This is a genomic window from Clostridium mobile, assembly GCF_018918285.1.
Taxonomy (GTDB): Bacteria; Bacillota; Clostridia; order Clostridiales; family Clostridiaceae; genus Clostridium_AW; species Clostridium_AW mobile.
In genome coordinates this window covers 231,279-246,480 of the sequence record NZ_JAHLQF010000002.1, presented here as the reverse complement: position 1 = coordinate 246,480, position 15,202 = coordinate 231,279, and the positions used below count along the sequence as shown (strand labels likewise).

14 protein-coding genes, 1 tRNA gene, 2 pseudogenes and 1 CRISPR repeat array are annotated in these 15,202 nt (G+C 28.0%); of the genes and pseudogenes, 2 read left to right on the top strand and 15 right to left on the bottom strand.

What is annotated here, in order from left to right; translation table 11 throughout:
• Positions 1-97: 97 nt before the first annotated feature.
• Positions 98-472, top strand: a complete 375-nt coding sequence (locus tag KQI86_RS07095) for a hypothetical protein (RefSeq protein ID WP_216438585.1) — start codon at positions 98-100, stop codon at positions 470-472.
• A gap of 226 nt (positions 473-698) precedes the next feature.
• Positions 699-990: direct repeats of the CRISPR family, unit length 30 nt; unit sequence ATTTAAATACATCTTATGTTAAGGTTCAAC.
• An 821-nt stretch (positions 991-1,811) separates the two neighbouring features.
• On the opposite strand, the gene KQI86_RS07090 is transcribed toward KQI86_RS07095, so the two are convergent.
• From KQI86_RS07090 to KQI86_RS20140, 4 genes are all read right to left on the bottom strand, one after another.
• Positions 1,812-2,222 carry a nucleotidyltransferase substrate binding protein gene (locus tag KQI86_RS07090; protein WP_216438584.1) on the bottom strand — a complete coding sequence of 137 codons (411 nt, stop codon included), beginning with the start codon at positions 2,220-2,222 and terminating at the stop codon, positions 1,812-1,814.
• Positions 2,209-2,508 carry a nucleotidyltransferase domain-containing protein gene (locus tag KQI86_RS07085; protein ID WP_216438583.1) on the bottom strand — a complete coding sequence of 100 codons (300 nt, stop codon included), beginning with the start codon at positions 2,506-2,508 and terminating at the stop codon, positions 2,209-2,211. The genes KQI86_RS07090 and KQI86_RS07085 overlap by 14 nt, the downstream gene beginning before the upstream one ends.
• A 373-nt stretch (positions 2,509-2,881) precedes the next feature.
• On the bottom strand, positions 2,882-3,103 hold the full coding sequence (locus tag KQI86_RS07080; protein ID WP_216438582.1) for a hypothetical protein: 222 nt from the start codon (positions 3,101-3,103) through the stop codon (positions 2,882-2,884).
• Positions 3,104-3,339: 236 nt separating this feature from the next.
• Entirely contained in the window at positions 3,340-3,432 is a 93-nt protein-coding gene (locus KQI86_RS20140) for a PF20097 family protein (protein WP_246582712.1), read from the bottom strand.
• Positions 3,433-4,782: 1,350 nt separating this feature from the next.
• Here KQI86_RS20140 and KQI86_RS07075 point away from each other — a divergent pair.
• Positions 4,783-5,070 (top strand): hypothetical protein, encoded by a 288-nt coding sequence (locus KQI86_RS07075; protein ID WP_216438581.1) that lies wholly within the window; start codon positions 4,783-4,785, stop codon positions 5,068-5,070.
• A 55-nt stretch (positions 5,071-5,125) separates the two neighbouring features.
• On the opposite strand, the pseudogene KQI86_RS07070 reads toward KQI86_RS07075, so the two are convergent.
• The 11 genes and pseudogenes from KQI86_RS07070 to KQI86_RS07020 all read right to left on the bottom strand — a co-directional run bounded on the left by KQI86_RS07070 (position 5,126) and on the right by KQI86_RS07020 (position 15,017).
• Positions 5,126-6,479: pseudogene (locus KQI86_RS07070) on the bottom strand (IS3 family transposase).
• Positions 6,480-6,553: 74 nt separating this feature from the next.
• A complete protein-coding gene (locus tag KQI86_RS07065; RefSeq protein ID WP_216438580.1) occupies positions 6,554-7,681 on the bottom strand; it encodes an amidase domain-containing protein in 1,128 nt (375 codons plus the stop codon).
• 1,010 nt (positions 7,682-8,691) lie between these two features.
• Positions 8,692-9,159: a VOC family protein gene (locus KQI86_RS07060; RefSeq protein WP_216438579.1), complete on the bottom strand. Its 468-nt coding sequence runs from the start codon at positions 9,157-9,159 to the stop codon at positions 8,692-8,694.
• Between the two features lie 139 nt (positions 9,160-9,298).
• Positions 9,299-9,373: transfer RNA gene (locus KQI86_RS07055), tRNA-Gln, on the bottom strand.
• 452 nt (positions 9,374-9,825) lie between these two features.
• Entirely contained in the window at positions 9,826-10,479 is a 654-nt protein-coding gene (locus tag KQI86_RS07050) for a Dph6-related ATP pyrophosphatase (protein ID WP_216438578.1), read from the bottom strand.
• Complete coding sequence (locus KQI86_RS07045; RefSeq protein WP_216438577.1) at positions 10,480-11,394, bottom strand: hypothetical protein; 915 nt, start codon at positions 11,392-11,394, stop codon at positions 10,480-10,482.
• A gap of 416 nt (positions 11,395-11,810) precedes the next feature.
• Positions 11,811-12,116 (bottom strand): Dph6-related ATP pyrophosphatase, encoded by a 306-nt coding sequence (locus KQI86_RS07040; protein WP_216438576.1) that lies wholly within the window; start codon positions 12,114-12,116, stop codon positions 11,811-11,813.
• Between the two features lie 79 nt (positions 12,117-12,195).
• Positions 12,196-13,137 (bottom strand): AAA family ATPase, encoded by a 942-nt coding sequence (locus KQI86_RS07035; protein WP_216438575.1) that lies wholly within the window; start codon positions 13,135-13,137, stop codon positions 12,196-12,198.
• Between the two features lie 230 nt (positions 13,138-13,367).
• Positions 13,368-13,520 (bottom strand): annotated as a pseudogene (locus KQI86_RS07030) (hypothetical protein); the annotation flags it as partial.
• A gap of 22 nt (positions 13,521-13,542) precedes the next feature.
• Positions 13,543-14,043, bottom strand: coding sequence for a GNAT family N-acetyltransferase (locus KQI86_RS07025; protein ID WP_216438573.1), 501 nt, complete (start codon positions 14,041-14,043; stop codon positions 13,543-13,545).
• Positions 14,044-14,078: 35 nt separating this feature from the next.
• On the bottom strand, positions 14,079-15,017 hold the full coding sequence (locus tag KQI86_RS07020) for an AAA family ATPase (RefSeq protein WP_216438572.1): 939 nt from the start codon (positions 15,015-15,017) through the stop codon (positions 14,079-14,081).
• Between the last annotated feature and the right edge of the window lie 185 nt (positions 15,018-15,202).

Here is a 15,202-nt window from a genome sequence, read left to right as displayed (position 1 = left end):
AGACATATAAAAACTAAAAGATTAATCTTTCAGTTTTTATATGTCTACTAAATTATATATAGTCAATTTGTTAATAGATCTAAAGGAGGTATTTAAAATGAAGCAAGATAACAAAATGATATTATCTTTTTCACTTATACTAAATATTATATTAGTTGTATTATTAATATTTAGTATTTATAATTTTAATAAAGCAAAACCTTTAGAATATATTAAAGGTTTTTATCAATCTACAGAGTATTTACCTGATTTGTACGAATTTAATTTTACAGAAGAAGAATTTTTTATAAAATTTAATGATATTATAATTGAAAAAGGAAAGTATAATAAATATAAAAATAATATATTTATTTGTTATGGAGAAAAAGATACTCAGGTAATTTCACTATTAAATAAAAGTTTTTATATTTATGATAATAATAAGAGCAGAGTAATTGAAATGAAGAAAGTATCCGATGTTCCATTATCATAAAACTCATTTGTTTATATATCAATTATAAAAATATATCTGTAAACAATAAAAGAGCTAAGTGTGTAGGTAAATAGCGTCTCTTACCAGAGCGGCTTCACTACATGCTTAGCTCTCTATTTGAGAAATTAAAATATTTTTGTAAAAATTGAGGATTGAAAAAATAATTGACACATCCTATGTTATGGTTCAACGCATATCCTTCCAACTACGGCTATTAAAAGTGTTTATTTAAATACATCCTATGTTATGGTTCAACATAATTGGTATTTTAAAATAAATGATATGTATACATTTAAATACATCTTATGTTAAGGTTCAACTAGTACCAAAAACCATTTTATCAACCTTTGATAAATTTAAATACATCTTATGTTAAGGTTCAACATCAAGAGAAAAACAAAAAGGACATACCCAAAACCTATTTAAATACATCTTATGTTAAGGTTCAACATTGAACTTTTGGTAACTAGAAAAAGGTTCAAAATTTAATTTAAATACATCTTATGTTAAGGTTCAACCACTGTAAAATCAACATTCTTTATTTTTGTAGTACCACATCACCCATTGGTATTTCTACATTTCCTCGAAATCTTACCAGGCAATTTAACATTTCCAAAATACTCATAAAAAATCCACCCTAAAATATTGGTATATTTAAATTTATATATGTTATATTTTATCCTTCACCTGGGAAAATTATAAAAAATCTATTTATTTGAAAATCTATTAACTATATCTGTAAAACATAAAAGAGCTAAGTATGTAGACTTTTTCTTGGAGCGACTTCATTATATGCTTAGCTCTCTGTTGTGAAACTAAATTATCTTTGTAGAAATTGAATATTGAAAAAATAATTGGTACATCCTATGTTATGGTTCAACTCCATGGAGAAGTAAAGATAATAATTCAGATTGGAAATTTAAATACATCCTATGTTATGGTTCAACCACTGTAAAATCAACATTCTTTATTTTTATTATAGCAGTAAGGCCATTGATTTCAAAGGATTTATTAAAATCTATCCCAACCGTTTGATATATTTAAAATATATCCTCTAAAATTATGGTATAGCCATTGATTCTATTGAATTATAAGTAATTTCAGTACTAAAATCGGTTGGGATATTCTCTATTGTAAAATATAAAAGAGCTAAGCATGCAATGAAAAAGCGACTTTTTCTGAAGCGATTTCACTATATACTTAGCTCTCTATTTAATAAGCTAAATTATCTTTGTAAAAACTTATAATTGAGAAAATAATCAGTTACATCTCACATTAAGGCTTAACGTTCTAATAACATTGATTAATTAAATAAATAGCTCCTGTTAAATAACTGGAGCTATTTATCCTCTATGTAACCAATTCTTCTAATTATTTTATCTTTAAGGTCCTCTAATGCTTTAGTGTACTCCTCTTTTATATTTTTGCAAATCTCTATAGCATTACTTTCACTATACATATGAGATGTAGAGTTTCTATCTACAAGCATGTCTAGCCATAATTTTTCATTTTCAATTATTCCTGCTGAGAATGCCTCTTTCAATACTGATTTTGGAGAATTCAATCCCATTAATCCCTCATCCTCAAATAATTCTTTTAAAGTTTTCCAAGCTAATTCAAAAGTAAACTCAAATCTTTGAATCAATCCATCTCTTAGAAGTTCATTTTCATCATTATATTGAAGTAATCCTTCTTTTAATCTATCTAAAGCCTTTATAAAATTATGCAATTTGCTTCTATTTTCTTTCATATATAATAACACCCTCTCTTTTGATATTTTCTATAAGTTTTTTATCTGTGTTACTATTAATAAATACAATATCAAGTTTAAGTAACGTATCTATATCCTCTAGCTCAAAATATAATTCACTTTGATTATCAAATCCCTCATTACAATATACCGCTAAATCTATATCACTAGTTTTTTTATTATCTCCTCTTGCCCTTGAACCAAATAAAGTAACTTTATTAATTTCATATCTATTTGCAACTTTTGAAATTGATTCTATAATATTCTTGTCTAAATTAAAACTCATAACCTATCTCTCCCACATTAGTCCTGTGATTCCCTAATATTATTTAATAGTTTAAGAAAGTGTGATTTATAATATTATACCATACTTATCATTTATTCATAACTATAGTCTCAAAATTCGATTTTGTTAAAATGCATAAGGTACATTACATATCATTTTTAAGTTTTGGACAATAAATTCATAGAAATAAATATTTAGTTAAATAAATTGTTTACATCCTATGTTATGGTTCAACTCTGGTCTGCACATGCCCTCTATTTTATATTCCTTTATTTAAATACATTCTATGTTATAGTTCAACATCTAAACTTTCATGTTCAATAGCTGTTATAGTCAAATTTAAATACATCTTATGTTAATGTGTACTTAATTTTTATTTATTAATATTTGTTGCAATAATGATTATATTTGACATAATGAAAAACAATATAATACCTATTCTAATTTCGCATTTATGAATATATTTAATTATTTCCTTTTTATTTAAATCTGAATCATATTCTTTTTTATAAAAGTTTTCAAAATCTTTGGTGCTAAAATAAAACATAATACCAAATAATAAATATGTAACTACCTTCATGAAAGTTATATTCAATGTTATTCCCCCCTATTAACGTTAATTGTGAAATGATAAACCATTTTAAGTTAGATGTATTGATCTATTAATCTATCATCTATAAACATTTGTAAACCATAAAAAACTAAGTATACAGTGAAATAGCAATTTTTACTGGAGCGCTTCACTATGTGCTCAGCTCTATATGTATCTCAGTTCACTTTAATGATATTATAGATTACACTCATTTTCTTTGGTCAATTTTATTTTCTACATCAATAATAATCTTCTGGAACCCATTTAAGAGAAAACCTATCCCCACTTATAAATCCCTGCTTCATTTCTTCTCCACAATATGGGCATTTCATATGGCCATCTCCCTTTCATTCCTAAAATAGATGATCTTTACTGTGTATATTCATATCTTTATTATTAAAATAATATATTTTCTATTTAATTACATTATATCATAATTAATCTAAATAATAATAAAAAGAGCTAAGCATGTAGGTAAATAGCAACTTTTTATTGGAGCAACTTCACTACGTGCTCGGCTCTCTATTTTGGAAAACTATTTATCACAATATATTTGAAAATGTATTTGTAAAACATAAAGAAACTAAGCTATATAGTGGGAGGAGCACCTTTTTGAAGTGACGTCATTATTTACTTAGTTTCTCTTTGAGATATTAATTATCTTTGTAAAAACTTATACTTGAGAAAATAACCAGTTACATATCATATTAAGGTTCAACCCTTCTACTATATGAATATATAATTTGTTTATGGAATAATTTAATGAGGTTATAACATGTTTTTAAAATTAAATGCTTTTTTTAACTATTGTCCTAAACTTAACACCATCTATAAGTAAAATGCATGATAACACACTTAAATATAATATACAAGATTATAAAATTATTGCCGAGTTTTCAAAGCAAAACATACGATTATTAGGGAAAGAACTAAAAAAATGCTGATGTATACAAAGGTCTTCTACTAGATATCAATATAAAAGTAGCTTTTTAAATTAGAAAAATGATAGTAATATTACGTATAATCCTGCGCTATTTTTATAAGATTTAGATAATGATAACGAAGAAGATTTACTTATAATATTAATCACTGGTACTGGATCGGTACTCCATGTTGAAGAGGTATATGTTATCAACTTTAAAAGTTTTAAAGAAATAGAAATGGTTAATCATCTTGATATAATTAAAGAAAAATATTAGTGATGCTAGATCATAATTAGATAATGTTTTTTAGGAATTATACTCATTATAATATTGTAAATAACAATTTAATAATTGAATTTGACTCGCGAGTATAACCAGCAATGTATCTAGGTAAAATTGTTATCTTATATCGGCTTAAAGATGGTAAATTTGATCTATCTAGTATAACATACAGTTCAATGCTTGATTTTATGAGGGATATCGGAAATAGATAAGAGCTAAGTTATAAAAAACACTATTGAATAATTTTTAAATTTATTATTTAAAATAAATAAGGATTTTAAGTATAATTTTAGAAAAAAGCTAACTGTAAAGTATATAAATATATATTTTTAAATTTTTGAAATTTATTTTTACAATAGTATTTGTAGATGAAATATTATCATAAAGGTAAATGGAATTGATTCGTATGGTAATTAATGCTAAAATATATATATAATAATTTATGCTATTTAATCAACTTTTAAGGAGATTTTATTTATGAAAAATAAGAAGAGAAATATAATTATATCAATTGTAGTTATAGTTATAATTATATTTGAAGTTTTTATTCGATTATCATTAGACAGAACTGTTAGGTATTATTTATTTAAAAAGGGATATTATAGAACTAGCTTTCAATGCAAAATAATAAAGTCTGATTTTTATAATGATGATATAGAGCGCTACTATACCATAGATCCATCTATAGGACCAGATCTTATAGCAGTAAAGAAAAATGGATTAGGTTTATGGTATATTGATATTGATAAAACTGGAGGAGCTTAAAATAAAAGAGCTCGTATTATAATGATCTGCCCCCAAAAATTAGACAAATATTTATTTAGCCAACTAACGAGGAGTGAATCCTGTATTGTACAGGACTCATTCCTTTTAGTTTGAACTTAATTCTTTTGTTATTGCAGTTAATCAATATATTGTTCTAGTTCTATTTTAAAGTCTTCTAATGAGTTAAACTCTTGCAAATATAGCAACTCCGATTTTAATAAACCAAAAAAATTTTCCATAACAGAATTATCAAGACAATTTCCTTTACGTGACATACTTTGTCGTATACCTTTATTAATAAGCATTGCCTGGTACTGTTTCATCTGTTACTGCCATCCTTGCTCTGAATAAAGTATTAGATTTGTTTCATCAGGTATTTTCTTAAAAGCCTTTTTAAGCATATCAACAGTCTGGGCAAATACAGGACGTTCACTAATGTTATAGCTAATAATTTCTCCGTTATACATATCTAAAATAGGAGAAAGATATAACTTCCGTCCAAATAATACAAACTCAGTCACATCGGTAGTCCATTTCTCATTTGGCTTTGATGCTTTGAAATCTCTTTGTAAAAGATTAGGAGCAATACGTCCAACTTCTCCTTTGTATGAACGATATTTTTTTACTCTTACCATGCATTTTAAACCCATATGTTTCATGAGTCTTTGAACTGTTTTATGATTTAAACTATACACTCTATTATGTAACTCCATAGTAATTCTGCGATATCCATAACGGCCATGATTCTCTTGATAAATCTGTTTAATTACTTCTTTTAAATCTTTATATTTATCTGGTTGTTTTAACTTTTTCACATAATAATAGTACGTACTACGAGGCATGGAAGCATATTGCAATAATGCCATCAGCTTATATTTATACCTTAATTCACTGATGACAATTACTTTGTCTTCATATCTGATTTTTCCCGTTTTTGAACTAAGGCATTCAATTTTTTAAGTATTCATTCTCTATACGTAGACGTTGCACTTCTGCAATTAAATCTTCTTTTTGGTCTTTAGAAAGTTTGGATTTCTTTGACTTATCATTCATATTTTTCCCGGCCTACCACTATTATCTCGGTATAGAGCCTCTGGTCCTTTATCATAATATATACGCTCCCACTTTAATACAGTTGACATGCTAGGAATACCGAACTTAGCTGCTGTATCAAATGTAGAAGCATTACATTTATGCATATATTCTACTACAGATATTTAAAAATCTCCAGTATAGTAACCGTGCTTAATAAATAATCCATCAGCTCCATAATTTTGATATAACTTAAGCCAATTTTGTATATGATTTTTAGTAATATTATATTTTCTTACAGCATTACCTTGGGAATGCTTTCCTTCAAGCACGTATTGAACTATTTCTAACTTTAATTCATATGAGTATTTTGACATAAAAAATACACCTCCAAATGTTAGTTTTTTTGTCTAACATTTAGGGTGCACTTCATAAAATACGAGCTCTTTTATTAGTAATTCATTCCTAAGAATCTAACATCAGTATAAAGAGATGATGGATATACGTTATATAATCCGTAATCTCTTCTGTTTGAGGAATGAGCAGAGTAGAAAAGTGTACCATATGAATCTTTTGCAGTTATAATACCAGCATGACTCCACTCCTTTTTAGTTGAATTATAGAACTGAACAATATCACCTCTATAAGCAGAACTATTTGGAGTTCCATATCCAAGCTGATACATAGCTGTCCAAAATTCTGTTACTAGCACCCAGCTTCTACTTTGAGTAAAAGAACTATAAGCCCATTTTGGTTCTACCATTGGCATACCACCAGCAAAAACACATTGAGATACAAAATTTGTGCAATCATTATCACCGAAATCTCTATATGCTGGATTTCTTCCTAAAGCCCAAGTATGAGCATAATCAATAGCAGCTAAATATCCACTTGAGTAACTACGTGCATTAAAAGTATTTTCAGGGTTTAATAAATCTGAATCCTCGCTAACACTTAATTCTTTTATTCTTTGAGCATCTTTTTTAAGATTTAAATATTTAGATTTTAATGTTTCATATCTAGTATCAACAGGACTTCTTAATAAACTTTTTTGATTAAATTCACTCTCTTCTAATAAAATTACATCTTCTAATATAAGATTCTCATCCAATTTTTTAAATAATATTTTATAATCATCTTGTCCTAATTGTTCTATTTCTGGAGAATCTTTAAATACCATTTTATTTGTAACAGTACAAATAATACTTAAACTTTCATCATACACTTCAAGATCTTTAAAATTCAAATCAACTGAATAGTTAATCAATTCTTTATCTACTTCTTTAAACCAATCACTAAGATATAAATTTTTAAGACTACTATACTCTTTTAATTCAGTAGACATTAAGTTATCATCAATAGTTATAGCTCTATTTTGTTTAATAGATTCGATTTCAGAAGTAAAATAATTTTGGGTTAATGATAATAACTGTTCTTTATCGCCAGTGCTTAGTAAATTAGATGTAGAACCATCAAAGCTGTCATTAGTATTTAAAATATTTGCTTTTACTGTTGAGGTTGAAACACTTATTGTTAAAACCATAACAAAGCTTAATAGTAATGTAAAAATTTTTTTCATTAAAGTACCTCCTCATATTTAATAGTAGTATATAACCATTATATCATATTTTACCAATTCAATAAAATTTTACAAATAAGTTCAGCAAAAAACATATTATACACTTATAAAATATTCAATAATTTAAAATATATGACAATAAATAGAATCACACATTCTGTAAGTTTGAATGAAAATAACTTTGATATATTAAGATACAACGACATTTTTTGAGAAATTGAGAAATAATTTGTTTTATATTATAAGTTAAACATTTCCAGTTGTATGATAGTAGAAAATAGGGTTAAAACATTGCTTGGTATGTAAAAGAACTAATTAAATAAAATTCATATGTAAGCTTTTCATAATTTCATCTAATCTATAAACTGTCACCTAATTAAAAATATAGGAAATGGTTAGATGGATTTTTTAAGCTTTTTTCAGGCACAGGAGGATTTAGGTCAGCAATAGAAATGGTGGGATATACTTACATTGGCCATGTTAAGATTCAGTCACTCTAAAACCGGCATTCCTTATTTTTATCATATTACATAACTCATTAATTTTGTTATATTCTTTCAATATTTTTCTAGACGTTTTGTATACTTAAAATTTATCATATAAAATCATGGCATAATCATTGATTTCATTAACTTATGTCAGTTTTATAATGGAAATCAATTGGGATATTTTCTATAATGTTAAGTTCAATATTTTTTCACTTCAAACTTTTCCTTTAAATACTTGCAAACCATAAAAGAGCTAAGTATGTAGAGAAATAGCAACTTTTTATTGAAGCGGCTCCACTACGTACTTAGCTCTCTGTTTGTGAAACTAAATTACTTTTATAGAAATTTATAATTGAAAAACCTATTTAGTTAAATTCTTAGATATTTAGTTTTTTAGATTTTTAGATTTCAACGGAAATATAAAAGCATAAAAAAATGCGGACTAATTTTTAGTTCGCATTAATACTTTACCTATTTTTCTAATAAATCTATGTACCTCAGTTTCCCTTTTGGATGCTAATTTTATTCAATACATGACTTAACAAAGTCAACTGGATACTGAGATCGCTTTGAAGCTTCTTCTATGGTCATTCCACTTGCTAAAAAACGCTTTACTACAGATCTCATGCTTTCTCCAACTTCAATAATATGACTATCAGGATCATAAAATCTAACTACTCTTTGTCCCCAAGGATATTCTTTAACTGCGTGCACAAATTCAATATTATTAAAAGAATTCAGGTGATCCATAAAATCTTCAAAATTTTCTTCCTCAAAATACAACTCAAAGTTATTGCTTTTTTCTATAATATCTTTTTCATCTTTATCAATAAAACCTTGCCAAGATAGTTTACTCTGTAACGAAAAGTCTCCATCAAAAGTAATGTTCTCTCCAAAATCCAATATTACTTTTTGATTAAGCACTCTTTCGTAAAATTCTCTAGACTTTTTTATGTTTTTAACTGCAATAAGAGTAGAATTAAGTTTCATGGCTATAAACCTCCAAATACATAAATAACTTGTATTTCCATTATATCACATATAATAAACCTTTAAAATCAAGATTTAATTTCTATATAAATTAAAAAAACTATTATTTGAGAGTTCAACTCTTAAATAATAGTCCTTGTGGCTGGGATAGCAGGATTCGAACCTACGAATGCGGGAGTCAAAGTCCCGTGCCTTACCGCTTGGCGACATCCCAATATTATTGTAAAATTTTGTTGAAGCCACACTTGTGGCGACGATTTATATTTTACTAAGTATAGAGTATTTTGTCAAGGCTTTTTAAATAAAATTTTATATTTATGTTTAAATTTAATAATTTTATGTGAATCCGCATTTAAATATTTACAATAATTTATACTCATGCATTAAATTGTAAAAATATTACCTGATATCACCAACGCAGATTAGAACATATAGTTGCAATATTATTGTAACACTAAAAGAGGAAAAAATTCTACTTTCACAAAATTCTTTCCTCATTATCTTTTTATGCGTTTTTTATACGTTAAACTTACACACCATTTGAGAAAGTTTGCCTGAACCTTCTTTTACGTAATTTATAAGCTTTACTACATCATTTGGTTTTTCTATAACACGGCTTATAATCACTTCTTTTTCTATATACGCTTTAAAATGTTCAGTTTGCTACTATCTTACCTCAATTTGAGCCCAATGTTCTCCAACAGGTACTATTTCCTCACCATACTCTAGGTGTACAGGATGTTTAAATATTGGACCATCATATACCACTGTATGATATTCGCCATTTTCACCACAGGGGTCTGCACCACATTCCTGAATTTCTTTCATCAGCGAATAACTTAAATCTTGTCCTAAAAATTTAACATCTATCATGGTTTTATTAACTACCACTATCTTTGCTTTAAAACCTAAATCCAAAAATTCTTTTACTATATCTACTCTATCTCTTTGCCATAAGGGTAAAACTGAAGTAATAGAGGCTTTTTCACATACTTTGTCTTCCCATTTCTTATGGTCATCTATATCGATATCACCAAAAATTCCATAATCTATGCCCTGTTCCTTAAATGATTTAAGGTTATAAATAAATATTTCTTCATAATCATCAAATAATGCTTTCCCTATTGAATGTTCAACTCCCATTGCCAAAGCTTGTGCTTTAATAACATTTTCCTTTAGCCTATGAGCTGAACTTATATTATTTTCCATACTAAACATAGTAAACAATTTTTTAACACTGTATCCCTGTTCCATAGCTTTATACAAAGCAAGACAGGAATCCTTTCCTCCACTCCATGAAACAAAACAATTTTTATTCATTTAACACTTCTCCTCAACAATTCTTTTAATCTCATCTTCAGCAGTCCTTAACTCTCCCTCAAAACCATCAAGGTTTCTTTCCAATGTACTTAATAATCTTTTTACATTATTAGAGGTATCATATATATTATCTAAAGAATCATTTATTTTGGATTGTACAACCCAATCGAATATAAGTCCATCGAAGAAATAGTCTGCAAATTTTTCAAAAGATCCTATGTTTATATCCATATCTGAGGATAATTTTACATCAGATAACTCTCTTATGAATATTCCAAGAAGCCTTTGAACTTCATGAACATGACTCTTAGCATCATCTATTTTGGAGTGTTTCGCCGCTGTAGCTACAAATCCTCCACCAAGTATGTCCCATTGCTCCCAACCTTTTGCACTCTTTAGCGAAGATAAAACCCTTTCTAATGCCTCTCTAACTTTTTCTCCTGCATTTAGGGCTTCCTTTGTTTCTTTAATATTAGATTTTAAATCCTGAACTTTTTCTGTAAGCTTTATTAATTCTTTAGCATCTAGATCATCACCTTGTAGAATTAATCTTTTTTTCTTTTTCATCAATTCCTTATACTCTAATTCTATATTAACATAGTCATTTAGTTCTTCATTATAAGAGATTGTTTCCTTTTCTAAGGTATCGATTAAACTACAGCACTCATCATATCTAAGTTTAGCCCTTAGGTATTCCTGCCTTTTTTTTTCAAGTTGCTGTTCTATATCTTTTAAAAATGATTCAAGCCTTTCAGCATCTTTTTCTTCATTTTGTAAAATTTTATGAAGCTCCTTCTCTTTAGTCATTTGTGTATTTAAATTTTCCTTAGTTCTCTGTAAAAGATTTTTTAATTCTTCTTTTCTTGTTAATTTCTCTTTTGCATTAGCAATATTTTTATTTAATTCTTCAAACATGAAAATCCCCCTTATATCAAGTGATTCTTAGCTTCAGATGGAGTTTGCTTAAAAGAAATACTTACTCCAACTGAAGGTTATTAAGAGAGTTCTTAGAAGCTTTGCTTCTTAGAAATCCTTATCCTTTAGGAGAAGAACTTATCCAGGGACGTAGCATCCGTTATGCACATCATAAGAACTCTAAATCGCTTTCACAGAGTGCGATGGGAATATTACGGATGGTAGTCATCGGATAAAATTTACTTTTAAGCAATAAGTTTTACTTTATACTCTAATTATAATATATATATTTAAAGGCTTAGAAGTTGAAAAAAAGTATTTAAACCTTTATAAATATTGGATGTAGATCTCCTTTAAACTTTATATATAATTCTACAAAAATTAAAGGCTGTTAATAAACAATGTTTACCAACAGCCTAGGACAAATATTCATCTATCATGGTTTTATCAACTGCTACTATCTTTGCTTTAAACCCTAAATCTAAAAATTCTTTTACTATATCTATTCTATCTCTTTGCCATAGGGGTAAAATTGAAACAATGGGGGCTTTCTCACATACTTTGTCTTCCCATTTCTTATGGTCATCTATATCGATATCACCAAAAATTCCATAATCTATACCCTGCTCTTTAAATGACCTAAGATTAGAAATAAATATTTGTTCATAATCATCAAATAGAACTTTCCCTACTGAACATAGTAAATAATTTTTTAACATCATATCCCTGTTCCATAGCTTTTTACAAAGTAAGACAGGAGTCTTTTCCTCCACTCCATGAAACAAAACAATTTTTATTCATTTAACACTTCTCCTCAATAATTCCTTTAATCTCTTCCTCTACAGCCATAAGTTCTCTCTCACAATCATTAAGGTTTCTTTCTAATGTGCTTAATAATTTTTTTACATTATTAGAGTTTGTACGCACATTGTCTAAAGAATCATTTATTTTAGATTGTACAACCCAATCGAATATAAGTCCATCGAAAAAATAGTCTGCAAATTTTTCAAAAGATCCTATGTTTATATCTATATTAGAGGATAATCTTATATCAGATAGCTCTCTTTTAAATATTCCAAGAAGCCTTTGAACTTCATGAACATGACTTTTAGCTTCATCCATTTTAGAGTGTTTTGCCATTGTAGATAAAACTCCTCCTCCAAGCATATCCCATTGTCCCCAGCCTTTTGCACTCTCTAAAGAAGATAAAACCCTTTCTAATGCCTCTCTAACTTTTTCTCCAGCATTTATAGCTTCCTTTGTTTCTTTAATATTAGATTTTAAATCCTGAGCTTTTTCTGCAAGACTTATTAATTTTTCAGCATTTAGGTCATTTCCCTGTAGAATTAATTCTTCTTTGCTTGCCATTAGCTCATCATACTCTGACTCTATGTTAATATACTCCCTTAGTTCTTCATTATAAGAGATTATTTCCTTTTCTAAGGTAGTAATTAGACTACAGCACTCATCATATTTGAGCTTTGCACTTAGGTATTCCTGCCTTTCTTTTTCAAGTTGCTGCTCCTTATCTCCTAAAATAGAATAAAACAGTCCTGTAATGCTCAATGATTCAAGCTTTTCAACATCCTTTCCTTCCTTGTGTAAAATTTTATGAAGCTCCTTCTTTTTAGCTGTTTGTACATTTAAATCTTCCCTAGTCCTCTCTAAAAGATTTTTTAATTTTTCTTTTCTTCTTAATTTCTCTTTTGCATTAGCAATATTTTTATTCAACTCTTCAAACATGAAAATCCCCCTTATATTAAATTCTCCTTTAAGCAATATATTTTATACTCTATATTCTAATTATAATATATATTTAAAGGTTTAGAAGTCAAAAAAGTATCGAACTTTTATAAGTATTAGATGTAAATTTCTTATTAAACTCTATTTATATAATTCTATAAAAAATTAAAGACTGTTAATAAACATGTTTATCAACAGCCTAAGACAAATATTCAACTATCTCCAATTCACTATATCTTGACATACTCCTCACCATATTGTAAGTGTACAGGACTTTTAAATATCGGACCGCCATATACCACTGTATGATATTCGCCATTTTCGCCGCAGTGGTCTGCACCACATTCCTGAATTTCTTTCATCAGCGAATAACTTAGGTCTTGTCCTAAAAATTTAACATTTCCTCTAAATCTCTAGTATTCTTTCGTAGCAATAAAAAGGCTTCTCTTTACCTAAAAAACTCATCTCTCCAATAAGATCATAACCACTTCTTTTAAAGAATGTATTCATTTTTGTATTTAATGAATAGGTATCCGTTTTTAAGTAATTTATATTATTTTTTAATGCTAATTCATCGGCAAAGTTTATCAATTCTGTTCCTATTCCCATTTGTCTATGGCTACTACTTACAGCCATCCTATGTACAACAAATACATCCTCATTTAAGGACCAATTTAATCCATTATATTCAATGGGTTCTTCCTTATTGATACAGGCAAATCCAACTAATTCTCCTTCTTTTTCTATTACATATAAATCGCCCTTTTTAATATCACCTGCAAAATCTTTTTCCTGAGGATAGTTTTCATCCCATTGATAGTTGTTATAGGAATGCATCTCAACAATAGTTTCCTTTATAATCTTCATAATAGCTTTTAAATCTTCATTAGCTGCTTTTCTTATCATGTTTATCATCCCCTCTGTGTTTTCATCATGCTCTTTTATTGTGTTTCAATAATTCCTCTAACCTCTTCTTCTACAGTCCTAAGTTCTCTCTCACAATCATTAAGGTTTCCTTCTAATGTGCTTAATAATTTTTTTACATTATTAGAGGTATCATATACATTATTTAAAGAATCGTTTATTTTCGATTGTACAACCCAATCAAATATAAGTCCATCGAAAAAATAGTCTGCAAACTTTTCAAAGAATGCTATATTTATATCCATATCTGAGGATAATTTTACATCAGATAACTCTCTTTTGAATATCCCAAGAAGCCTTTGCACTTCATAAACATGACCTTTAGCCTCACCTATTTTGGACTGTTTCGATGCTGTAGCTATAAGTCCTCCACCAAGTATGTCCCATTGTTCCCAATCTTTTGCACTCTTTAAAGATGATACAACCCTTTCTAATGCCTCTCTAACTTTTTCTCCAGCATTTATGGCTTCCTTTGTTTCTTTAATATTAGATTTTAAATCCTGAATTTTTTCTATAAGCTTTATTAATTCTTTAGGCTTTAGGTCATAACTCTGTAGAATTAATCTCTCTTTCTTTTTCATTAATTCCTCATATTCTAACTCTATATTAACATACTTATTTAGCTCTTCATTATAAGAGACTATTTCCTTTTCTAAGTTAGCAATTAAACTACAGCACTCATCATATCTAAGTTTAGCGCTTAGGTATTCCTGTCTTCCTTTTTCTTCTTGCTGTTCTTTCTCTCCTAAAATAGAATAACGCAATTCTGCAATGGCCGATGACTTAACCTTTTCAACATCCTTTTGTTCCTCGTGTAAAATTTTATTAAATTCCTTCTTTTTAGCCATTTGTGCATTTAAATCTTCATTAGTTCTCTGTAAAAGATTTTTTAATTCTTCTTTTCTTGTTAATTTCTCTTTTGCATTAGCAATATTTTTATTCAATTCTTCAAACATGAAAATCCCCCTTATATCAAGTGATTCTTAGCTTCAGATGGAGTTTGCTTAAAAGAAATACTTATTCCAACTGAAGCTTAGAAGAACTTATCCAGGGACGTAGCATCCGTTATGCACATCATAAGAACTCTAAATGGCTTTCACAGAGTGCGATGGGAATATTACGGATGGTAGTCATCGGATAA

Coding starts and splice junctions, on each gene's coding strand:
- KQI86_RS07040 (WP_216438576.1), bottom strand. CDS start 12,116: ATGATGTTAAAAAATTATTTACTATGTTCAGTAGGGAAAGTTCTATTT.
- KQI86_RS07095 (WP_216438585.1), top strand. CDS start 98: ATGAAGCAAGATAACAAAATGATATTATCTTTTTCACTTATACTAAAT.
- KQI86_RS07075 (WP_216438581.1), top strand. CDS start 4,783: ATGAAAAATAAGAAGAGAAATATAATTATATCAATTGTAGTTATAGTT.
- KQI86_RS07035 (WP_216438575.1), bottom strand. CDS start 13,137: ATGTTTGAAGAGTTGAATAAAAATATTGCTAATGCAAAAGAGAAATTA.
- KQI86_RS07060 (WP_216438579.1), bottom strand. CDS start 9,159: ATGAAACTTAATTCTACTCTTATTGCAGTTAAAAACATAAAAAAGTCT.
- KQI86_RS07050 (WP_216438578.1), bottom strand. CDS start 10,479: ATGAATAAAAATTGTTTTGTTTCATGGAGTGGAGGAAAGGATTCCTGT.
- KQI86_RS20140 (WP_246582712.1), bottom strand. CDS start 3,432: ATGAAATGCCCATATTGTGGAGAAGAAATGAAGCAGGGATTTATAAGT.
- KQI86_RS07025 (WP_216438573.1), bottom strand. CDS start 14,043: ATGATAAGAAAAGCAGCTAATGAAGATTTAAAAGCTATTATGAAGATT.
- KQI86_RS07020 (WP_216438572.1), bottom strand. CDS start 15,017: ATGTTTGAAGAATTGAATAAAAATATTGCTAATGCAAAAGAGAAATTA.
- KQI86_RS07085 (WP_216438583.1), bottom strand. CDS start 2,508: ATGAGTTTTAATTTAGACAAGAATATTATAGAATCAATTTCAAAAGTT.
- KQI86_RS07090 (WP_216438584.1), bottom strand. CDS start 2,222: ATGAAAGAAAATAGAAGCAAATTGCATAATTTTATAAAGGCTTTAGAT.
- KQI86_RS07065 (WP_216438580.1), bottom strand. CDS start 7,681: ATGAAAAAAATTTTTACATTACTATTAAGCTTTGTTATGGTTTTAACA.
- KQI86_RS07045 (WP_216438577.1), bottom strand. CDS start 11,394: ATGTTTGAAGAATTAAATAAAAATATTGCTAATGCAAAAGAGAAATTA.